This is a genomic window from Paenibacillus sp. FSL H7-689 (assembly GCF_000517905.1).
Classification (GTDB): domain Bacteria; phylum Bacillota; class Bacilli; order Paenibacillales; family Paenibacillaceae; genus Paenibacillus; species Paenibacillus amylolyticus.
On record NZ_ASPU01000015.1, the window covers coordinates 312,013 to 333,454 of the forward strand.

The 21,442-nt window shown below is 45.7% G+C and carries 18 protein-coding genes, 1 tRNA gene and 1 pseudogene; 2 read left to right on the top strand and 18 right to left on the bottom strand.

The window, feature by feature from the left end; translation table 11 throughout:
* Positions 1-143: 143 nt before the first annotated feature.
* Positions 144-216, bottom strand: a tRNA-Ala gene (locus tag C170_RS12320).
* 185 nt (positions 217-401) lie between these two features.
* Positions 402-869 (bottom strand): transcriptional regulator NrdR, encoded by a 468-nt coding sequence (gene nrdR, locus C170_RS12325; protein WP_036609807.1) that lies wholly within the window; start codon positions 867-869, stop codon positions 402-404.
* A gap of 116 nt (positions 870-985) precedes the next feature.
* On the opposite strand from nrdR, the gene C170_RS12330 reads away from it, so the two are divergent.
* The gene (locus C170_RS12330; RefSeq protein ID WP_017689472.1) at positions 986-1,207 is read left to right on the top strand and encodes an alpha/beta-type small acid-soluble spore protein; all 222 of its coding nucleotides are present in this window, start codon (positions 986-988) and stop codon (positions 1,205-1,207) included.
* 82 nt (positions 1,208-1,289) lie between these two features.
* Here C170_RS12330 and C170_RS12335 read toward each other — a convergent pair whose 3' ends face one another.
* The 12 genes and pseudogenes from C170_RS12335 to C170_RS12390 all read right to left on the bottom strand — a co-directional run bounded on the left by C170_RS12335 (position 1,290) and on the right by C170_RS12390 (position 14,630).
* Positions 1,290-1,853: a lytic transglycosylase domain-containing protein gene (locus tag C170_RS12335; protein ID WP_036609809.1), complete on the bottom strand. Its 564-nt coding sequence runs from the start codon at positions 1,851-1,853 to the stop codon at positions 1,290-1,292.
* Positions 1,850-2,446, bottom strand: coding sequence for a dephospho-CoA kinase (gene coaE, locus C170_RS12340; protein ID WP_036609811.1), 597 nt, complete (start codon positions 2,444-2,446; stop codon positions 1,850-1,852). Before coaE ends, C170_RS12335 begins: the two co-directional genes overlap by 4 nt.
* 9 nt (positions 2,447-2,455) lie before the next feature.
* The gene (locus tag C170_RS12345) at positions 2,456-3,229 is read right to left on the bottom strand and encodes a manganese efflux pump (RefSeq protein WP_036609813.1); all 774 of its coding nucleotides are present in this window, start codon (positions 3,227-3,229) and stop codon (positions 2,456-2,458) included.
* Between the two features lie 142 nt (positions 3,230-3,371).
* Positions 3,372-4,199 carry a DNA-formamidopyrimidine glycosylase gene (gene mutM / locus C170_RS12350; RefSeq protein WP_036609815.1) on the bottom strand — a complete coding sequence of 276 codons (828 nt, stop codon included), beginning with the start codon at positions 4,197-4,199 and terminating at the stop codon, positions 3,372-3,374.
* 118 nt (positions 4,200-4,317) lie between these two features.
* Positions 4,318-6,972, bottom strand: coding sequence for a DNA polymerase I (polA, locus tag C170_RS12355; RefSeq protein WP_036609817.1), 2,655 nt, complete (start codon positions 6,970-6,972; stop codon positions 4,318-4,320).
* 233 nt (positions 6,973-7,205) lie between these two features.
* Positions 7,206-7,865, bottom strand: a complete 660-nt coding sequence (gene phoU / locus C170_RS12360) for a phosphate signaling complex protein PhoU (RefSeq protein WP_036609819.1) — start codon at positions 7,863-7,865, stop codon at positions 7,206-7,208.
* Positions 7,866-7,928: 63 nt separating this feature from the next.
* Positions 7,929-8,684: a phosphate ABC transporter ATP-binding protein PstB gene (gene pstB / locus C170_RS12365; protein WP_036609821.1), complete on the bottom strand. Its 756-nt coding sequence runs from the start codon at positions 8,682-8,684 to the stop codon at positions 7,929-7,931.
* Between the two features lie 229 nt (positions 8,685-8,913).
* On the bottom strand, positions 8,914-10,095 hold the full coding sequence (locus tag C170_RS12370) for a methyl-accepting chemotaxis protein (protein WP_036609822.1): 1,182 nt from the start codon (positions 10,093-10,095) through the stop codon (positions 8,914-8,916).
* A gap of 152 nt (positions 10,096-10,247) precedes the next feature.
* The gene (locus C170_RS12375) at positions 10,248-10,976 is read right to left on the bottom strand and encodes a response regulator transcription factor (RefSeq protein WP_036609823.1); all 729 of its coding nucleotides are present in this window, start codon (positions 10,974-10,976) and stop codon (positions 10,248-10,250) included.
* Between the two features lie 279 nt (positions 10,977-11,255).
* Positions 11,256-13,076 (bottom strand): two-component system histidine kinase PnpS, encoded by a 1,821-nt coding sequence (gene pnpS, locus C170_RS12380; protein WP_036609824.1) that lies wholly within the window; start codon positions 13,074-13,076, stop codon positions 11,256-11,258.
* 43 nt (positions 13,077-13,119) lie between these two features.
* A pseudogene (locus C170_RS12385) lies at positions 13,120-13,465 on the bottom strand (cupin domain-containing protein).
* 292 nt (positions 13,466-13,757) lie between these two features.
* Positions 13,758-14,630: an SDR family oxidoreductase gene (locus tag C170_RS12390; RefSeq protein ID WP_036609825.1), complete on the bottom strand. Its 873-nt coding sequence runs from the start codon at positions 14,628-14,630 to the stop codon at positions 13,758-13,760.
* 390 nt (positions 14,631-15,020) lie between these two features.
* On the opposite strand from C170_RS12390, the gene C170_RS12395 reads away from it, so the two are divergent.
* Positions 15,021-16,580 (top strand): histidine kinase N-terminal 7TM domain-containing diguanylate cyclase, encoded by a 1,560-nt coding sequence (locus C170_RS12395; protein WP_036609826.1) that lies wholly within the window; start codon positions 15,021-15,023, stop codon positions 16,578-16,580.
* Positions 16,581-16,843: 263 nt separating this feature from the next.
* On the opposite strand, the gene C170_RS12400 is transcribed toward C170_RS12395, so the two are convergent.
* The 4 genes from C170_RS12400 to citZ all read right to left on the bottom strand — a co-directional run bounded on the left by C170_RS12400 (position 16,844) and on the right by citZ (position 20,914).
* Complete coding sequence (locus tag C170_RS12400; RefSeq protein WP_017689485.1) at positions 16,844-17,269, bottom strand: hypothetical protein; 426 nt, start codon at positions 17,267-17,269, stop codon at positions 16,844-16,846.
* Positions 17,270-17,404: 135 nt separating this feature from the next.
* Complete coding sequence (gene mdh / locus C170_RS12405) at positions 17,405-18,346, bottom strand: malate dehydrogenase (protein WP_036609827.1); 942 nt, start codon at positions 18,344-18,346, stop codon at positions 17,405-17,407.
* Between the two features lie 15 nt (positions 18,347-18,361).
* Positions 18,362-19,654: an NADP-dependent isocitrate dehydrogenase gene (gene icd / locus C170_RS12410; RefSeq protein WP_036609828.1), complete on the bottom strand. Its 1,293-nt coding sequence runs from the start codon at positions 19,652-19,654 to the stop codon at positions 18,362-18,364.
* A 147-nt stretch (positions 19,655-19,801) separates the two neighbouring features.
* Entirely contained in the window at positions 19,802-20,914 is a 1,113-nt protein-coding gene (gene citZ, locus C170_RS12415) for a citrate synthase (RefSeq protein WP_017689488.1), read from the bottom strand.
* Between the last annotated feature and the right edge of the window lie 528 nt (positions 20,915-21,442).

Sequence of the window (21,442 nt, forward strand, 5' to 3'; positions counted from 1 at the left end):
ACAGTCAGGACTTTAAACCCTCTATTTTTGCATCTAGAATATTCATCCCCAAGTCCAAAAAATTCTAATTAATTAATGCATGTTTTGATTTATTTCACGCACAAAAAAACGCCATCACAATAATGTGATGGCATTCTTGATTATGGAGCCTAGGGGGATCGAACCCCTGACCTCATCGCTGCCAGCGATGCGCTCTCCCAGCTGAGCTAAGGCCCCAGGATATGAAATAGATAACTTGTCCAACACTGCTACGTTCCACAGGCGACTCCTATATCATATAAAATCCAGCTTTCGCTGTCAATCACTTTCTCAAGATCCAAAGTGATTGGAGAAGAACAACCGATTTCTCTGGTACACACGGACTGGAACTCCAGACTGCTCTTCTCCCTTTACCAACTTCACTAATCCTCCAGATCGTCTTTGGACAACAGGGATTTCAGTTCTTTCATGAACATATTGATATCTTTGAACTGGCGGTATACCGACGCAAAACGGACATACGCCACTTCATCGACTGGAAACAACTGTTCCATCAACAGCTCACCAATCTGGCGACTCTCAACTTCAGCATCGGCTGTATTACGCAGAGATTTCTCCACTTCAGATACCATCATCTCCAGGGTCTCTACGGAGACTGGACGTTTCTCACAGGCACGAATAAGCCCACGGAGAATTTTGTCCCGGCTGAACTCTTCACGACTGCCATCTTTCTTAATGACGATCAGTGGAGTCTCCTCAATCATCTCAAACGTTGTAAATCTTCGGGCACACTGCTCACACTCACGGCGACGACGAATGGATTTTGCTTCGTTGGCCGGACGCGAATCAAGCACTTTGGTACCCATATAACCGCAATAAGGACACTTCAAAACAGATCACTTCCCACGTTTTACTTTTTACCACATATTCCCTGTACTGATTTTGTAATGAAAAACGCATTGCCGACACATAATACTTTTACCAACCCGCGAGGAGGTGAACAGCAATGGCACAAAGCAATGGTAACTCCAACAACTTGGTGGTAACTAAAGCTTCCGCAGCACTCGAGCAAATGAAATATGAAGTTGCTCAAGAACTCGGAATCAGCATCCCACAAGACGGATACCAAGGTAACATGACTTCTTACGAGAACGGTTCGATCGGTGGATACATCACGAAGCGTCTGGTAACAATTGCAGAACAGCAATTGGCAGGTCAATACCAATAATATCTGCATCGTAATACGCTACACAGAGGAGCATGGAGCGGCCGGTGAATAACCGGCCTGCTCTGTGCTTCTACTTATATACTTAGAACGTATTATAGATCTTTACATACTGATTATAATAGTAAATGACTCTTTGTACATAGTGACGCGTCTCACCAAACGGAATATCTTTCACCGTATCGAACGAGCCATCCCATACACCATCTCTAAGCCAACTGTTTACTTTGCCTGGACCCGCATTATAGGCAGCGATCATAACTGCTTCATTGCCATCAAATTGATCGGACAGATTCCGCAGATACCATGTGCCTAACTGAATATTTCGTTCTGGCTCGTGCTTTAATTCCTCCAGCGAAGTGTCGGGAATTTTGGCTTGTTCCAGTATCCAGTTCGCCGTGTCCGGCATCAGTTGCATGAGCCCAATGGCACCTCGTTTGGATTCCTTGCTTGTCTTAAAATTGGTCTCCACCTTGATAATGGAAGCAATCAGAAACGGATCAACCTCATAACTCTGAGATTGGGCACGGATCTCTTCCTTATAATGTATGGGATAGAACCATGCCATCCAGTTTGTATTCAGAAATAACACCAGTACAAAGGAAACAAACATCAACAGCAATACACGTTTCTTACGCAATATTCTCATAACAAACCCTTACGCTGTAGATATGAGTCAATTTGCTGTTCCGTCGCAGACCATAAGCCGCTGTTATCGATAACAATGTCTGCCAGCTGTTTTTTGCGCTCAATATCCATCTGTACATCCATTCGAGCCTCAGCCTGTGCTGCAGTCATTCCATCCCGACTCATCAAGCGATCTCGTTGCACCGATCTCGGGACATATACAACCATGACTTCCTCAAAACCGTCCTCCAGACCTGATTCGTAGAGCAAAGGAATATCAGATACCACAAGTTTATCCGGATGTTGCAACGCGTATGCAGCAGCCCGTTCGCGCATCTCTTTTCGGATCGCCGGATGTGTGATAGCCTCCAATGCCTTTCGTTCCTCTGGTTGTTCGAAAACAATACTCCCAAGCTTTTTCCGATCCATTGTTCCATCTTCGTTCAGTATGGCTTGTCCAAACCGCTTAACAGCGGCGGCCAACACGGGATGCCCAGGCATCATAACTTCCCGGGCAATAACGTCTGCATCGATGAGCAACGCTCCCTTACTGGCGAGATAGGCGGAAACACTGCTTTTGCCTGTCGCGATCCCGCCGGTTAAGCCTATATTCATCGTTTCACCTCATAACAACTTCATTATTCCCATAATCATTAACATTAGCGCTGGCAATACAGACAGTCTTCGCATCCAGCGCAGAGCTGAGAATCGTAGGCCAACCTTCATGCCGAGTGACAGAAACGCCCCACTAAACAGTGCAATAATGAGTGCTGTCCATAGTGTAGGGAATCCCAGAAGTGCCGCTCCCAAACCTGCTCCAAACGCATCCAGAGACAAGGCAATACCCAGCCACATCGCTTCTTGAGCAGATATACTCCCCGAGTTATCCATATCCGCCTTGGAGGGACTGCGAAGGATCTGAATGACAACGCCCAGCTTGCGCAGCTCCAGTGTAAATACCATTCGTTCCAGTGATCCATTTGAAGCCGACTGCTCCAGATCCAGTGCGAGCACCTGATTCCTGCCCTTTGAATCCGACAGTCTCTCTTGTGCTTCTCCCACTCCAGTTACCTTTGCTTCTGTTCCCTCACCCATTCCAGTGTCTGTTTCCAGCTGTTCTTTGCCTTGCTTTCGAATTAGTTGCAACAGTGACCATGCACCAATACCTATCAATATGACGGCTCCCACGATCGAAGCGATATCCGGTGACACCACATGGGACAACATCACACCTACTTGCATCGACAAGGCAATAACCAATCCCGAACAGATCGAAATAACAGCGATAGATAACAGGGGAATCTTAGTCCTCCGTAACCCATATGTAATCCCGACTCCAAAACCATCTAAACTAAGCGCCAAAGCAAGCGCCAGCAATGAAATAAAATGATGCAGCACCCCGGACTCCTCCTCTGTGCGGTACTCGTGCCAACTGAAGATGCCAGTATGGGTATACGCCCGCTTATTTCTGCCATATCAGTATATGGAGGGAGGAATCCAAGGGTGCTATGATTTCATCATTTCGTTCATTCAGTTCATGTTACAACAGCTGACAGTTCGGACAAAAATGCGTGCCACGGCCACCAACCACCGTTTTTTCAATTAACGTACCACAAGTTGTACAAGGTTCTGATTTGCGTCCATAGATTTTCAGTTGATGCTGGAACATCCCCATCTCACCCTGTCCATTCACATAGGACTTGATGGAAGATCCACCTGCATTCACTGCATCTTGCAACGTAGCCACAATCGCTTCATGAAGCACCGTTAACTGAGCTTCGGTCAGTGTCTTGGCAATCGTCTCGGGATGGATAGCTGCGCGAAATAGAGCCTCGTCCACATAAATATTCCCGATACCGACCACATATGCCTGATTTAAAAGCACAGCCTTGATTTTGGTTGTACGCTTGCCAACCGCCTCGCGGAATGCAGTTACCGTAAAGGCGGGATCAAGCGGCTCCAGTCCCAGCTTAAGCAAAGGTTTGGACACCAGTTCCTCACCTGCATTGAACAGATGCATCGTACCGAACTGACGCACATCCTTATAACGCAATTCCGTACCATCATTAAAATGGAAGATCACATGTGTATGTTTCTCCACATCTTCATGCTGCTCGTACACACCGTACCTTCCTTCCATCCGCAGATGGGAGACAAGCACCAGCCCGTCCAGCAAAATACGCAAAAACTTGCCGCGGCGCTCCACCCCAATGACGGTATGTCCCGCGAGTTCCATTGCAAATGCATCTATGTCGTCCGGCCGCTGAATAATCCGCGGCAAGCTAACGGTAACATGATCAATCGTTTTGCCCACAATAAGTTGATTCAATGTTCTTCTGACTGTTTCGACTTCCGGTAATTCCGGCATGATGTTCTCACCTCCCCTATATTATAACGGAAGATGGCGCTCAGCGGGACCCTTTTCTTATATCTCAAACATGGAAAGGCCTTTTGTAAAATACCGGAAAAACCGCACGGCACTTGATTTATTTCGCTTCGTACCAGTTATCACCAAAGCTGACTTCTGCTTTCAGCGGAACCGACAGTTCCAACGCTTTTTCCATAACAGATGGTACTAACTCTTTCATCAGTTCCAATTCATCCGCAGGCACTTCGAATACAAGTTCATCGTGCACCTGAAGCAACATACGGCTCTTCAACTTGCGTTCCCGTAGCGCTTCATCCATCTGTACCATGGCCAGCTTGATGATATCTGCCGCTGTTCCCTGAATCGGTGTATTCATCGCCGTACGCTCTGCGAAGGAACGCAGATTGAAGTTACTGGCATTAATCTCTGGCAGGTAGCGACGACGTTCCAACAGCGTTTTGACGTAACCATCCTGACGAGCTTCCTTCACAATGTCATCCATGTATCGGCGGACACCCTGGAACACTTCAAAATACTGATCAATAAACTGCGCAGCCTCTTTACGTGTAATATGCAGGTTCTGTGATAAACCATAATCACTTATGCCATACACGATACCAAAGTTAACTGCCTTGGCGGAACGACGCATATCCCCATCCACATCCTCAGGCTTCACGCCGAATACATCCGAAGCTGTCTTTGTATGAATATCCATATCGTTGACAAACGCTTCCTTCAAGCGCTCATCGTCCGAAATGTGGGCCAGTACTCGCAGTTCAATCTGGGAATAGTCTGCTGCCAAAATGGACCATCCTGGCTCGGAAGGAACAAATACCTTCCGGATTTTGCGACCTTCTTCCATCCGAATCGGAATGTTCTGCAAGTTCGGGAATTGACTGCTAAGTCGTCCCGTTGCAGCAATGGTCTGACGATAATACGTATGCACCTTGCCATCCCGATTGGATATCTCTTTGAGCAATCCTTCCACATAAGTGGATTGCAGCTTGGCAAGCTGACGATATTGCAGAATATGCTTGACCACATCATTATAAGGAGCCAATTTCTCCAATACTTCCGCATCTGTGGAATAACCCGTTTTTGTTTTCTTCACCACTGGCAAGCCCAGTCTATCAAATAAAATCTCACCCAGTTGCTTTGGTGAATTCAGATTAAATTCCGTTCCTGACAGCTTGTAGATCTCAGCCATCAACCTGCTGATCTGTTCTTCAAACTCACTGCCCAAAGCCTGTAGATCGGCTGTATTGGCCTTGATACCCTGTTTCTCCATGTCCGCCAATATACGTGACAACGGCATCTCCAGTTCATGGAACAGCGAATTCATCTCATCGGTTTCCAGCACTTGCTCCTGAAGTGGAATAATGGCTGCTACTGCCGCAGCCTTTCGGCATAGGAAATCACCCAAAATCTCCACTTCCGGTACCTTGTACTTGGCCCCTTTGCCCATAACCGTGTCATCCTCCACAAGCGAAGGCAGACCATACTTGGTCGTGAGTCCACTAATCGTCTGATTGGATTCCGTTGGATCAAGCAAATACGCAGCTAGTTGTACATCAAATGACGCACCAGCAAATTCAATGCCATGTGCATGCAGGGCCAGGTCTACACGATGAAGATCATAACCGCGCTTTGGCTGGTCTGAATTACCAAGCCATGCCCGCACTGGAGCGGCAGCTTCGGAATGAAGCAATTCGGGAGATATGAACGTATATGTTCCAGCAGAACCTACAGCAAGTCCAATCAATTTCGCTTGGTGCGGGTTATCCCCATGTGTCTCCACGTGGAGGACATCAATGGAATCCAGTGAACTGAACAGCTCACTGATGTTGTCCTCTGTTGCAATGGAAGACTCCACCTCGGCAGCAGGGACCGCTTCCTGTTCAGAACCGATGCTGCCACTGAACGACAGGCGTTCGAGCAGAGATTTGAATTCCAGCTTAGCTAGTGCAGGGCCAGCATGTTCTTCTTTTAATCCAGCGAATTGCATATCCTCCCACGTCTGCTCCAGCGGAACTTCCCGGTGAATCGTCGCGAGTTGTTTGCTCATCCGGGCATCTTCGGCATGGGCCTCGATCTTTTCTTTCATCTTGCCTTTCAGCTCACTTGTGCCGTTCAGTACATCCTCTACCGATCCGAACTGGTGCAGCAGCTTCAACGCTGTTTTCTCTCCAACCCCGGGAATGCCTGGAATGTTATCGGACGCATCGCCCATCAGACCCTTGAGATCAATGATTTGCAGCGGCGTCAGACCATAACGCTCCTTAATCTGAGCAGGATCATACAGCTCAATATCGGTTACCCCTTTACGCGTCAGCCCGATATGTACATGTTCGGAAGCAAGCTGCAGCATATCTTTGTCACCCGATACAACGAGCACCTGTCTACCCGCTTCATCTGCGCGTTTGGTTAACGTTCCGATGATGTCATCCGCTTCAAATCCAGCGAGCTCAAACTGAGCAATGCCAAGTCCTTTCAACAGTTCCTTGAGCAAAGGGAATTGCTCTGACAACTCTGGTGGTGTTTTCTCCCGTCCACCCTTGTATTCCTGATACCCTTCGTGGCGGAACGTGATTTTGCCTGCATCAAAAGCAACCATAACATGTGTAGGTTTATGCTCTTCAAGCAGTCTCAGCAGCATCGTAGTGAAGCCATATACCGCATTGGTATGCAGACCTTTCGAGTTGGTCAGAGGCGGCATTGCAAAAAACGCCCTGTAAATAATGCTATTTCCATCTATGAGAATAAACTTGTCCATTCCAGCACCTCGCGTATTATATGGTCAACCTCTTCAGATTACATCTACTCTCATGATACCATACCCACCTGTCACATCAAAAAGAATAGCCTCTTTCACTTCACATTTAATCACAAAAAAGAACCTTCTCCACAGACAGCTGTACACAGCCTACCTGAGAGAAAGTCCTTTTTCATTCATATGATTGCATTACTTAATCAGTACTGATTCCCCAATTCCAAAGTAATGCTCTTCTATTGATTCAGATCCGGACGTTTACCTGTCACCAGGTATACCGTGCTCTCACCAATGTTGGTTGCATGATCGCCAATACGTTCAATGTAACGCCCAACCATCATCAGCAGCATAGCCTGAGAAGCCTGATTCGGATGCTCTGACATTAACGTGTAGAGATCACTGATCATGTGGCTATACAGTTGGTCCACCTGATCGTCCGTTTGAGCCATTTTATAGGCCAGGTCTGTGTTTTCTTTCAGGAAAGATTCGATGGATTCATCAATCATGGATTTCACGATTTCTGCCATTTGCGGGATATCCACCAAAGGTTTAATCAGCTTCTGTCCATCCATCCGGAGTGTCACCTTCGCCACGTCGAGCGCAAGATCTCCCATACGCTCCAGATCACTGGAGATTTTGAATGCCACGATAATACGTCTGAGATCCTTTGCCACCGGCTGTTGTGTGATGATCAGTTTGGAGCCAAGTTCCATAATTTTGTCTTCAAGGGCATTCAGATTCGCATCATTCTTGATGATGACCTGAGCTTTCTCCGCGTTCATCGTTTGTAAACTCTCAATAGCACCATCCAATGCTGCTCCTACATGTTCACCCATTTGTTTGAGCAAGGTACGCAGCTCTTCAAGCTCCTGATCAAATTCTTTTCTGCGAATCATAGATTTCATGTCCTCCTTATCCATCATCTCCGGGTATGCCGGGATCATTCCAATTCAGCTCGCTTAACCGAACCTTCCAGATATATAATCCTCGGTTCGGGAATCTTGCGGTGTGGAGAATAACGTCTCCGTATCAGCTGCCTCCACCACTTCACCATTCAGGAAAAATACCGTGCGTCCAGATACCCGTGCCGCTTGGTGCATATTGTGGGTAACCATAACGATCGTGTACTTGTGATGCAATTCTTTCACTAGCTCCTCAATCTTCAATGTGGAGATCGGGTCAAGTGCAGACGTTGCTTCATCCATCAGCAGAACGTCAGGCTGTACAGCCAGCGCCCGTGCAATACAGAGACGCTGTTGTTGTCCGCCAGACAAACTAAGTGCCGACTTTTTCAATACATCCTTCACTTCATCCCACAATGCAGCATGGACAAGACTTTGTTCCACCAACTGATCCAGTTCAGCCTTTTGGGTTACCCCGTGCAGGCGCGGTCCATAAGCCACGTTATCGTATATGGATTTTGGAAAAGGATTCGGTTGTTGAAACACCATGCCAACTCGTTTGCGCAGTGTCTCCACTTCAATCTCATTACTGTAAATGTCAGATCCATTCAGCATAACCTGTCCTTCCACACGAACACCCGGAATCATGTCATTCATCCGGTTTAACGTGCGAAGCAATGTCGATTTACCACAACCTGACGGCCCGATGAACGCAGTAACGGTTTTTTCCGGCAGATCCATCGATATATTTTTAAGCGCGTGATGCGTATCATAATATAAATTAAGATTTTCAATGTGAATGAGGTCCTTCATGGATGTTCACTTCTCCTTCGCTGCAGGGACACGGAAACTCCCTTTACGTTGAGACCGATACTGATAATCTTTCATCGCTGCTCGGCCATCTTTAATATCCTACCCTTTCATTGTAAAAACAGTATCACTTTCATGTTAACGGAATGTAAAAAAGACATCCTTAACCTTCATGATCTGCTTGATGGATCAATCTGATTCCTGATGTCTGCCTTATTGACTACATTAAAGTTTACTCACTATTCGTAACCATCTCATCCAGCTTCGTACGAATGTGCTCTGCAACTTCTCCAGCTTTTCCGCCTTCCATGGCGATCTCCTCTGCTATACGAGACAAATCTCTCACCGCACTGTTCAGTTGTCGGAACGTTGCTCCCCCTGCGGTGACATGCACCGAACTGTCGTCAATCTCCGCTCCGCTTGCCTTAACCAGTTCAACAGTCTGAAGGGTCAATCCACCAATATTCTCTAACAATGAAGACATGTTCCCCGCAACCTCACGGGTCTGTTTTGCGAGCGCTCGAATCTCGCCTGCAACAATCTGAAAACCTCGTCCATATTCACCGGCATGAGCTGCTTCGATGGAAGCATTCAGGGCGAGGAGACCACTTTGATCTGCCAGGGAGCGAATGGATTGTGCCATGCCTGAGCCTGTTTCGATCGAATTCAGCATGTGATCCGCATGTTGACCTTGACTTTCCATATGCTGATGTACCCGGTTATAGGAAGCATCAACGTGCTTCAAACTCTCTTCGCCCTGCTTGGACAATGCCATGATCTCACGGGCCTCATGAACGGTCTGATTCGCAGCATTCACCAGCTTGGTGACCGCATTGTTGATTCTGGATATCTCCTGTCTGCTCTCGGTTACTGTACGTATACGCTCTTCCGTAACAGCCTGCTGCAGTCTGCGAGAGAGGGACATTACGTCTCGCATCGTCAGCACACCAAGCAGTCTGCCTTGTTCCGTAACCAGCAGACAATCGTAGAAATGCTGTTCATTCCGTCCAAGTGCGATATCAATAATCGTTGCGGCTTCCATATGAATATCTGCAATAACGGGAGATGTATTCACTACTTGTATGACCGGCTTACGGTAGAATAGATCTGCCGCAAAACGGCCATTTAACATCCGATATAACGTCTCTCGCATTAACAATCCAGTGGGTTCCATCTGCTCATCACACAATACGATACATGGGTGTTCCTGATCCTGATTCATCATCGTGGCAGCTTCTCCACAGGTGGTATGGACTCCGGCGACAGGTACCTGACGATAATAGTCATGCAAATGGATCACAGATTCTTCAGCAACTAGTGCTACTTCAGTTTGCTCCATTATGGGTGTAGTTAGTTCTTCATTATGTAAAACAACATGAGGCTGGTCAGGTTTCACTTCGAGCAACATGGGCATAAATGCGCAATCTCCTTTACGTATTAGCTCCGTCTTGAGATAGATTATGTAGGTATAAAGTATCACCCAGATAAGTCCATGCTACTCCCTCTACGTAAAGTAAAATCCTCCTTTATGTTAAACGAACGTAAAATAAAACTCCCCGATCATTGCTAACTTGAATGATGGGGAGTTTTTCTTTTGACAACCAATTTATAACCTACACCACGAATCGAATCAATGTGAACCGATTCCGGGTCCAGCTCCAGCTTTTTACGTAATGAACTGACGTGAACGTCCACGGTTCGTTGACCTCCGATATAATCGAAGCCCCACACAGCGTTCATCAGATCATCCCTTGTCAGTACCACACCCGGCTTTTTGGCCAAATATAGAAGTACTTCGAACTCTTTCGGACGCAGACTGATGGATTGTCCACCCAGTGTCACTTCATATTTCAGAGGATAAATCTCCAGCTCTCCCAGAATAATTCGTGAGCCATCCTTGTCCTCAAGCTGTGGTAAATCTTCACCATTGGAATAACGTCTTAATACCGCATCCACTCGGGCTAACAACTCAGATACACCAAACGGTTTGGTAATATAATCATCGGCACCTGATTTCAGTCCCTGTACAACCTCGGCTTCACCGTTCTTGGCCGTCAGAATGATAACCGGTGTACTAACACCCTGTATTCTTAACTTGCTCAGAATGTCCAGACCATTCATGCCCGGAAGCATCAAATCCAGCAAAATGAGATCAAATTCCTGGGACAAGGCCCGATCATATCCTGCAGATCCGTGATCCTCTGCCGTAACGTCATAACCTTCCTGTGTCAGGTTATACGTGAGTAATCTTGATAATGTAGGTTCATCTTCAATAACTAGTAAACGCTGTGCCATGATACCCCTTCTCTCTTCATAGGTTGTCTGTTGCCACAACACTTTTTCTATCATAGCACTAATTTGTTAACGCGGTGTAAAACAATACACACTTTTTACATTTTGATAGGGCGTGTCTGAAAATTCTGAAGGAAGCAGATTTTTCCGAATTTTCGTTCCAAGCCAGGAAGTTTTCCGCAGGCGTGCCGGGGCACGTCAAGGGGAAGTGACGCAGCAGGGGGCGAAAAGGCGGTAAAAGATGCACTTCAGCGAAATTTGAGACATGCCCTAACCAGACGCCTACATCTCTTCTTCCTGAATGAATGGAAGGATCACACGGAACGTTGTCCCCATGCCCAGTTCACTCTCTACAGACAATTTGCCATGATGCAATTCCACCAGATGTTTAACGATGGAAAGTCCAAGGCCTGTGCCCCCTGAATTACGGGATCTGCCTTTATCAACACGATAGAACCGTTCGAAGATTCGCGGCAAATCTTTTTTCGGTATGCCAATTCCTGTATCTGACACCGCAAAGACAACTTCATCATCATTATCCATCGTCACCTGTAACTTCACTCGTCCACCATCGGGGGTATAGTTGATGCCGTTGGATAACAGATTGATGAAAATCTGCTTCATCTTGTCCTCATCCGCTTCAATGTACAGTTCCTCCGGAACATGCATTTCCAGACGAATTTGCTTTTTCTCCGCCACCTTGGACAAGGTGCCCAGCACCATTTCGAAGAAAGAGTGTACATGCACAGGTGAGCATTGCAACGGTGCGCGTTTCGATTCAATTTTGGATAACTCCAGAATATCCCCGATTAATCGGTTAAGTCGATCTCCTTCATCATAGATGATTTTCAGGAATGATCGCTCTGTCTCCTTATCCTGTACCCCGCCGCTGAGCAACGTTTCGGCAAACCCTTTGACCGCAGCAACTGGTGTCTTGAGCTCATGAGAGACATTTGCAACAAACTCACTGCGCATGGACTCCAATCGGCGAATCGCCGTCACGTCCTGCAACAGGAACAACATGCCTCGATACCCACCATCATCTTCGGACATCGGTACTCCATCAATACGGATCAGTTTTTCCTCCGGGTTGAACACACTCACTTCTTCATGCATCCGTTCTTTCAGTGCAACACTCTCTTCAATGGTGCGAGTTAATTCGTAGTGTCTTTTCAATTCAGTATAAGGCTTACCCGTAACCTTTCCTGCTTGAATACCAAGCATACGCTCCGCTTCCCGATTGACCAGTGCAATAGATTGCCCTGCGTCGATCATGACAATACCTCCGGTCATGTTCGCGAGGACACTCTGTAACAACGCTTCATTGTCACGAATCGTCTTCAGTTGGGACTGCAAGCTGTCTGCCATTCCGTTTATGGCAAGCCCCAGCTGTCCGATCTCATCTCTACGCGTTACATCAACTCTGGCATCGTATTCCAGCTTGGTGATCCGATGGGCCACTTTTGTAATATGCTCAATCGGGGAGGTTAATCCACGTGCAACCCGATAACTGACAAACGCGACAATTAAGAACAATAGCCCAAGTGCAGCAAACATAATCATCCAACCACGCTGAAGCCCTTGATCCACAGCCTGTAGACTCATGGATAGACGAATGTAGCCATCAAATTTGCCGCTAGGTATTTCAATCATGTCACTTTGATCCGAATTCACAGGTAGTGCTACATACAGCATGTCTTGTCCCAATGTCTCACTGTAACGTATGGATTGCCCGTATCCATCTCCGACGGCACCCTTAATCTCCTCACGGTTCAAGTGATTATCCATGGATGCCGGATCACTCTCGGAATCTCCAATGACCATGCCGTCTTTATTGATGAAGGTTACCCGGGAATCCGTCAGACGATCCAGTTCCAACGCCCGATCTGAATAATACTTTCGTGTGGCTTCCGAGGTTGGATCACTTGCATCATGGAATGGAAAAGTTGCTTTGAGCAAATTAATCTCGCGCACCATGGTTTGCTCCAATGCGGCTATATGCGTAGTCTTAAACACTCTGCCCATCGTATATCCAGCCACAATGACGGATACGCCGATCAGCACCATCATAATGATGGCAAGGCGAATTCGGAACGGTCTCATCTATCTCTTCCTTTATGATCAGATTAATATCTTATGAATTGCTCTACATTGAATCCAGTTCAATTCGGTCCCCACGGGTACCCGGATTGGAAATCACAAGAAACTCCACTTCTTCGTCGCTCCGATTCATCATCTGATGGGGCATTCCGGGTACAATCTCTATTCCTTCATGGGTTTCCAGCACAAACGTCTCTCCATTAAGTTCCATACACGCTTCACCGCTGAGGATAAAAAAAACTGACGGCTTACCGAATGATAATGTCGTATTTCAGCCGTTCCTGCGGGCATTCGTTCATGAATAATGCTCAGTGTTTCATTTTGAACGAGATGCCAACCGTCGCACTGTGCACCCATATATAATGTGCTGCATTCTGTTTGCTCATTTTCATATGACTGGTCCCTCCGAGTATAATTGCTCGATCTATCATATCACAGATTAGGGGACTCCCAATCTTTTCAGTCAGTACTTTGCAATACGCTATCAACTGCAGTCAGACATGGCTAATAATAAAATATCATAGTTGTATCAACAGAGATGCCGACTTTTGTAAACAGGTGCTAACCACATCTTTGACATACATATTCACCTGATATAAAAAAGACGCACCGCTCAGCCATGCTGAAAGCGATACGCCTCTCTATATAATCAATCTTATCCTGAATCTAAACGTCCTTAACGTATTATCCGTTCACCACTTCGCCGCCATTTACATGCATCACCTGTCCGCTCACATACGAAGAGTCATCCGAAGCAAGGTATACGTAAGCGGGAGCCAGTTCATCCGGTTGTCCTGGCCGCTTCATTGGCTGCGTTGCGCCGAACTCACTTACTTTTTTCTCATCAAATGTGGATGGAATGAGTGGTGTCCAGATCGGCCCTGGTGCAACGGCATTGACACGAATTCCCTTCTCAATCACATTCATCGATAACGAACGAGTGAACGAAGTGATTGCCCCTTTGGTAGATGAATAGTCAAGCAGGCTTGGGCTTCCGCGATAGGCTGTGATAGAGGTTGTATTAATAATCGTACTGCCCTTCTTCAGATGTGGCAGGGCTGCCTGTGTCACATAGAACATGCCAAAGATATTGGTACGGAATGTACGCTCCAGCTGTTCTGGCGTAATATCCTCCAGATTCTGCTGTGGATGCTGTTCTGCTGCGTTATTCACGACAATGTCCAGTTTGCCCAGTTCATTCACTGTCTGCTGAACAGATTTCTTCGCAAAGGCATCATCACCAATGTCACCTGCAATCAAGATGCACTTGCGTCCTTCTTGTTCGACCTGACGTTTCGTTTCCTTGGCATCTTCGTGCTCGCTCAGGTATACAATGGCGACATCCGCGCCTTCCTTGGCATACGTAACAGCAACAGCACGTCCAATTCCGCTGTCACCCCCTGTAATAAGGGCCACCTTACCCGTCAGTTTACCTGCTGCCTTGTATTCAGGCTTCTCAAATTCCGGTCTGGGATGCATCTCCGATTCAATACCGGGGCGTTGATCCTGATGCTGTGCTGGCATTGTTTTTTGATTTTGTTGTGTGTTGGTTGACATCTAACATTCTCCTCTCAAAATGTGAACATGTTTGGATTACAGAAGACATGGACCCTAACTGTATACTTCCTTGTCTTTCGTTCTCTGAAAAAGTCTCATTCTGTAGGATGGCATGAACAGTTTAGATTATTCTTCTGCGATGAACAGCAACTTAAGCCTCAGCGTGCTGTCTCTAATCGTTATTTACCACTCTCTTTAGATATCAAACAACCAATTTGCTTCAATGCCTGTTTGGCCAAAAATTCGAAATTTATTCGAAATTAGACTGTTTCATGATACAAAGTGTATTCCTATGCTGCTTGGGCTGATGTACAATGTACAGTATACTGATGTGCTTTAACTCTCATCTTTATTGGTTTAATCATTCTAACCTAACATGGAGACCTGACAATGGAATCGCATATTAATTCATATATAACACTCGTCGCTACTTCAGCCGTGCTGAATGTCTTTTTGTGTTTATATACCTATTTCAGAAGATCCGAGATTCCCAGTTCCAAAATATTCATTCTCTACACAGCAGCACTCTCCGTATATACTTTTGGTTATGCGATTGAGCTAGCCAGCAACACGCTGGAACAGATGATGTTTTGGACCACCGTGGAGTATATAGGCATGCCCTTCTCCGCATCTCTTGGCCTCATGTTGATGATAAAGTACACAGGAAAAACGTTATCCAAAAAGGTAACTGCCGCGCTGTTTGTAATCCCTTCCATTACCCTAGGTATGGTTGCAACCAATGACTTTCATCATCTATTTTATAAAAAAGTATGGCTGAGAGAAGATAGTCCCGTTCCTCTGATGGATATCGCAGTGGGTCAATGGTATGTTGTACATGGTGCATTCACCTTCTCCTGTCTGTTATGTGCCTGCCTCATTTTGATCGGACAATGGAGACACACCAAAAAGATGTATCGTCGTCAATTACTTACTCTCATTACTTCACAGATTATTCCTATGGTCGCAGCTTTTCTGTATTTGCTTGGTTTGACCCCCGGCGGGATGGACCCCGTACCCGTACTCATGTGTATCACATCTGCCATGTATATCTGGGCGATTCTATCCTCACGTCTACTAACCATCGTACCCATCGCCAAAGACAGTATTTTCGAGAGCATGCGTGAAGGTGTTATTGTACTGGATAGCTTCAATCGACTGGTCGATTACAACAGATCTCTGCGTGACATGTTGCCAGAGCTTAATACAACCATGATTGGCCAACCCTTGGATGATATCTGGCTTAATCTTGCTGGAAAGACATTTCCCGTTGAATACGGAAGAGAAGGATTGCAAACGGATCTGTACTGGCAGTTAAATGGAGAGACCGTCTGTTATCAGGTCAGGACATCTTACGTATATAACAAGGATGCACAGACTGTGGGCAGTCTAATTATGTTAATTGATATAACGGAACAACGCTTCTTGCAAGAACAGTTGAAACAACTGGCTTATTTCGATGGTCTGACCAAAATCTATAATCGCACTCAATTTTTGCATAGAGGACGGGAGATTTTGAGTGAAGCTCAGCTTAATCCGCAACCTGTTTCATTTATTTTATTTGATATTGATTACTTTAAACGTATCAACGATACGTACGGGCATGATGTTGGCGATCAGGCCATCATTCATGTGGTCTCTGTCTGTAATCGATATTTAAGCCCTGAGATGTTATTTGCCCGTTATGGAGGAGAGGAGTTTGTCATCGCTCTTCCGAATACCTCGCTTCAAGAAGCCGAGAAACTTGCCGAACAACTGAGAGTTGCCTTGTTGAATGACCCCCTGGATGTTAAGGGAGTGCCTATTACGCTCACCTCAAGCTTTGGTATTGCCCAGTACAATGGAGGGTCAGATTCGCTGGAGTCCTTGTTACGCGATGCTGATACTGCCTTGTACGAATCCAAGCGTAATGGTCGAAATGCAGTGCGGGCGTATACTGTGAGTACATCCTAACCAATGTAGACCTTGTCAGATAAATATGTATGATGATATGTATGGTAGTGATCCCTCTAGTTCCAGTTCAAATAAACCGAGGACTGCTGATTTCATCTTGGTAATAACAAAAAATAGACAGCCAATGAGGCTGTCTATTTTTTGTTTGTTTCAACGAAACACCATCTTACATCTCATCCGGCTTGTCCTAAGTACGTCTGCAAACGCTTAACCAACAACTAACAATACATCTTCATAAGGTGGATTAACCGTCCGCAACGCATTTAGATCACCTGATTATTCACCATCAGGTACACCATGATTAGCAAGAATACAGCCAGAAGTGTACTGAACATACGGATCTTGCTTTGCTCAGGACCCACATCACGTTTGTTTTTCACACCTTCTGCAGCGAGTCGCAGCGGTTTACCCATAATTCCTCCAATAGCCGCAATAGCCAAGAGCAGAACAACAACGACAGCCATCCAGACATGAGAATACTCACCTTTGGTCATCAGGTAACCACCAGTAAGAAGTTGGATTACAAGTCCATACTGCGCGACTTTGTTCAAAGAACGAAGTGATGCAAAGGCTCCCTCTTGTGCTGCGGCATTCAAAGTACGGATTTTACCGACCACAAATGGCAGAATCAAATAGAATCCCATCGCCAGTGCTCCAACAATATGGAGCAAATACATAATCATTGTCAAAATTTTCATCCTCCTCAACATTTTCGGTGTGCTATACATCACATCCCATTATACTGGGGAACTTATCCAAAGAAAAGAAAACCTCCGGGTTTACCGGAGGTTTTCTTTTAGCTTCTGTTCAAAAAGTTTTCAAACTTACAGGTTTACTACCGAAATGACGTTGCGAACCGAATCAGCAGATTTGTCCAATCCTGCTTTTTCTTCCGCTGTCAGGTCAAGTTCGAATATTTTCTCAATGCCATTACCACCCAAAATGGTTGGTACACCGAGGAACAGATCATTATAGCCATATTCACCTTCAAGATAAGCGATCACTGGAATGATACGTTTCTTGTCCTTCAAAATCGCTTCGGTCATCTGAACAAGCGAAGCTGCTGGTGCATAATAGGCACTGCCGTTACCCAGCAAATTCACAATCTCGCCTCCGCCAACACGTGTGCGTTGAACAATGGACTCAATGCGGTCTGCCGGAATCAACGTATCGATCGGAATACCACCTACACTCGAATAACGAACGAGTGGCACCATGTCGTCTCCGTGGCCGCCAAGAACGAATCCACGAACATCTTCAACAGATACGTTCAACTCTTGCGCAATGAAGGTACAATAACGTGCTGTATCCAGAACACCTGACTGACCGATAACACGGTTTTTAGGAAAACCAAGGGTCTGATAAGCTGCATAAGTCATCGCATCCACCGGGTTGCTTAGAATAATGACGATGGAATCAGGGCAATATTTTTTCACATTTTCACAAACGGACTTCACGATACCCGCATTCGTATTGACCAGATCGTCGCGGCTCATACCCGGTTTACGGGCGATGCCAGCGGTGATGATTACAATCTCAGAACCTGCAGTATCTTCGTAGTTGGAAGTACCGACGATATGACTGTCAAATCCTTGAACAGGACTTGCTTCCATCATATCGAGTGCTTTCCCCTTCGTCGGGTTCTCCAGTTGAGGAATATCAACCAGTACAACATCCCCGAGTTCTTTTTGGGCAAGCATTAATGCGGTCGTAGCACCGGTAAAACCGGCGCCGACTACTGTGATTTTTTTGCGCTGAATAGTCAAGATTCACATCTCCCCTTACAGGTTTTTAATGATTTGATCCGCGAATTCAGAACATTTCACTTCAGTAGCGCCGTCCATCAGACGTGCAAAGTCATACGTTACTGTTTTATTGTTAATGGATGTTTCCATACCTTTGTAGATCAGGTTAGCTGCTTCTTGCCATCCCAAGTGCTCAAGCAACATTACTCCGGACAGAATAACGGAACCAGGGTTCACGACATCTTTGTCCGCGTATTTAGGTGCAGTACCGTGAGTTGCTTCGAAGATAGCATGTCCTGTTACGTAGTTGATGTTCGCTCCAGGAGCGATACCAATTCCGCCAACTTGCGCTGCAAGTGCATCGGACAGATAGTCACCGTTCAGGTTCAATGTTGCGATAACATCAAATTCGCCTGGACGAGTCAATACTTGTTGCAGAGCGATATCGGCAATCGCATCTTTTACGATGATTTTACCAGCATCTTCAGCAGCTTTTTGTGCTGCATTCGCTGCATCTGTACCTTCGTTTTCTTTGATGATGTCGTATTGTGCCCATGTGAATACTTTGTCAGCGAACTCTTCTTCAGCCACTTCATATCCCCAGTTTTTGAAGGCACCTTCTGTGAATTTCATGATATTACCTTTGTGTACCAGTGTAACCGTCTTACGGTTATGGTCAATTGCATACTGCACAGCTGCACGTACCAGACGTTTCGAACCTTCGGAAGAAACTGGTTTGATACCAATACCGGAAGTCTCAGGGAAACGGATTTTGTTAGCACCCATTTCCTGTTGAAGGAACTGGATCACTTTTTTCACTTCTTCAGAACCTTCAGCATACTCGATTCCTGCATAGATATCTTCCGTATTCTCACGGAAAATGACCATGTCTACCAACTCAGGACGTTTAACCGGAGAAGGTACACCGTCGAAATAACGAACAGGACGCAAGCATGTGTACAGGTCAAGCTCTTGACGCAGGGCTACGTTCAGGGAACGGATACCGCCACCGATTGGCGTAGTCAATGGTCCTTTGATCGCTACGATATACTCGCGAATGGCTTCCAGTGTATCATTCGGCAACCACTCACCGTATGTATCGAATGCTTTTTGTCCAGCAAACACTTCATACCATGCGATTTTTTTGTTGCCATCATAAGCTTTTTCAACAGCTGCATCCAATACACGTTTGGAAGCTTTCCAGATATCACGGCCTGTACCGTCACCTTCGATAAATGGAATGATTGGATTACTAGGTACTTGAAGTGTACCGTTATCAATTTGGATTTTTTCGCCTTCAGTTGGGTGAGCAAATTTTTCTAATTTCATAGTTAAAATTCCTCCTAGGTTTCGTATATGCAGTATTCATCATACCACTAGTCTTGTTGAGAGAAGGGTCCTGAGAGCTTAAGCCAGTAAAGCCTCTGCTTTCCAACCCTTCACCTCGTCCATATTATTATACTGTTTTTGCGGCTATTAGCGAAGTTCAATAGAAACGTATTTCTGTTCTGTAGGACCAGTGTACTCCGCACGTGGACGAATGATGCGATTGTCCGCAAGCTGTTCCAAAATATGCGCAGTCCATCCAGACACCCGGCTGATGGCAAAGATCGGAGTGAATAATTCCTGTTCGATCTCCAGTTGGGTATATACAGAAGCAGAATAGAAGTCTACGTTAGGCTTCAGTCCTTTTTGTCCTGTTACCAGTTCCTCGATCTTCACAGACATATCATACAAACGCGTATCATTGTTCATCTCGCCAAGTTCCTTGGACATCTTCTGTAGATGTTTGGCGCGTGGATCACCGTTTTTGTACACCCGATGTCCAAAGCCCATGATTTTTTCACGATTATTCAGTTTTTCCTGAATTGCCGCTTCAAGACGATCTGGCGTACCGATCTCATTCAACATTTTCATAACGGCTTCATTAGCACCGCCATGCAGTGGTCCCTTCAGTGCGCCAATGGCGGAAGTTACACCGGAATAGATATCTGACAGCGTCGCAACCGTTACACGGGCTGCAAATGTCGACGCGTTTAACTCGTGATCCGCATGCAGGACAAGGGCTTGATCCAATGCTTTCACTGCGGTCTCGGATGGTTCTTCACCAGTCATCATATATAAAAAGTTCTCTGCGATGGAAGCGCCTTCTTTTGGAGCCACAGGTTCTTTGCCCTGACGGATACGGGCGATGGCTGCCACAATCGTTGGCAACTGTGCTTGCAACTTAACCGCTTTGTTCTCATTCGCTTCCGTTGTCATCTCATCCGCTTGCTCGTCGTACAGTGCAAGTGCAGAGACAGCGGAACGAAGTGCTGCCATGGTACTGACGTTTTTCGGATACAATTGGATTTGTGCAATCAACTCGCTCGGAATCGGCGCGTAATCGCTCAGGCTTTTACGAAGGGATTTCAGTTCATCCGTTGTTGGCAATTTACCAAACCACAACAAATAGGCAACTTCTTCAAAGCTGGCATGTTCAGCCAAATCGTCGATATCGTAACCACGGTATGTGAGCACACCGTCTACAATAGAACTGATCGAAGAGGTTGTCGCAACGATGCCTTCCAGACCTTTGGTAGCTGTCATATTACATCTCTCCTTTAATAAGCGAAATCAGGAACCATTCCAGAGTGTCATATAAGTGCCAAAATGCACCTATTCTCTTTTTGTAAACATTTTCATTTTAAAATTAACAAATATTTCAAACTAAGGTTTTCCTATCTGTCAATCGGTATTTACTTATAACATCATACTGGATTTTGTCGTTTATGTGAACATGATGAGAGTTCATTCGCACATCAAACTTCTTTATCGGTCCGATAAAGCATTTTTGAAAGCCTTTACAAAAACAAGGTTGACATTTAATGTTTTTTAACCAATCCTGTCGTATGAGAACTTTCTATTGCTATATTCTGTAATACTAAGGCATACTCTAGGCAAAAGAAAGAATCCCCATACATCTTGTTCAAAAGTCCACTCTTGAACAAGATCTGGTAACATCCCGGCGTTTCAAAACCTTGTAAATGCTCTATATTAATTAAGATAGCCATCTATTTTTAATACTGCTTCATGGATCATACATAGGTCGGCTTAATTGAAATAAGGAGAGTTGAT

Coding starts and splice junctions, on each gene's coding strand:
- C170_RS12330 (WP_017689472.1), top strand. CDS start 986: ATGGCACAAAGCAATGGTAACTCCAACAACTTGGTGGTAACTAAAGCT.
- C170_RS12335 (WP_036609809.1), bottom strand. CDS start 1,853: ATGAGAATATTGCGTAAGAAACGTGTATTGCTGTTGATGTTTGTTTCC.
- coaE (WP_036609811.1), bottom strand. CDS start 2,446: ATGAATATAGGCTTAACCGGCGGGATCGCGACAGGCAAAAGCAGTGTT.
- mutM (WP_036609815.1), bottom strand. CDS start 4,199: ATGCCGGAATTACCGGAAGTCGAAACAGTCAGAAGAACATTGAATCAA.
- polA (WP_036609817.1), bottom strand. CDS start 6,972: ATGGACAAGTTTATTCTCATAGATGGAAATAGCATTATTTACAGGGCG.
- phoU (WP_036609819.1), bottom strand. CDS start 7,865: ATGATTCGCAGAAAAGAATTTGATCAGGAGCTTGAAGAGCTGCGTACC.
- pstB (WP_036609821.1), bottom strand. CDS start 8,684: ATGAAGGACCTCATTCACATTGAAAATCTTAATTTATATTATGATACG.
- C170_RS12370 (WP_036609822.1), bottom strand. CDS start 10,095: ATGCCCATGTTGCTCGAAGTGAAACCTGACCAGCCTCATGTTGTTTTA.
- C170_RS12375 (WP_036609823.1), bottom strand. CDS start 10,976: ATGGCACAGCGTTTACTAGTTATTGAAGATGAACCTACATTATCAAGA.
- pnpS (WP_036609824.1), bottom strand. CDS start 13,076: ATGAGACCGTTCCGAATTCGCCTTGCCATCATTATGATGGTGCTGATC.
- C170_RS12390 (WP_036609825.1), bottom strand. CDS start 14,630: ATGTCAACCAACACACAACAAAATCAAAAAACAATGCCAGCACAGCAT.
- C170_RS12395 (WP_036609826.1), top strand. CDS start 15,021: ATGGAATCGCATATTAATTCATATATAACACTCGTCGCTACTTCAGCC.
- icd (WP_036609828.1), bottom strand. CDS start 19,654: ATGAAATTAGAAAAATTTGCTCACCCAACTGAAGGCGAAAAAATCCAA.
- citZ (WP_017689488.1), bottom strand. CDS start 20,914: ATGACAGCTACCAAAGGTCTGGAAGGCATCGTTGCGACAACCTCTTCG.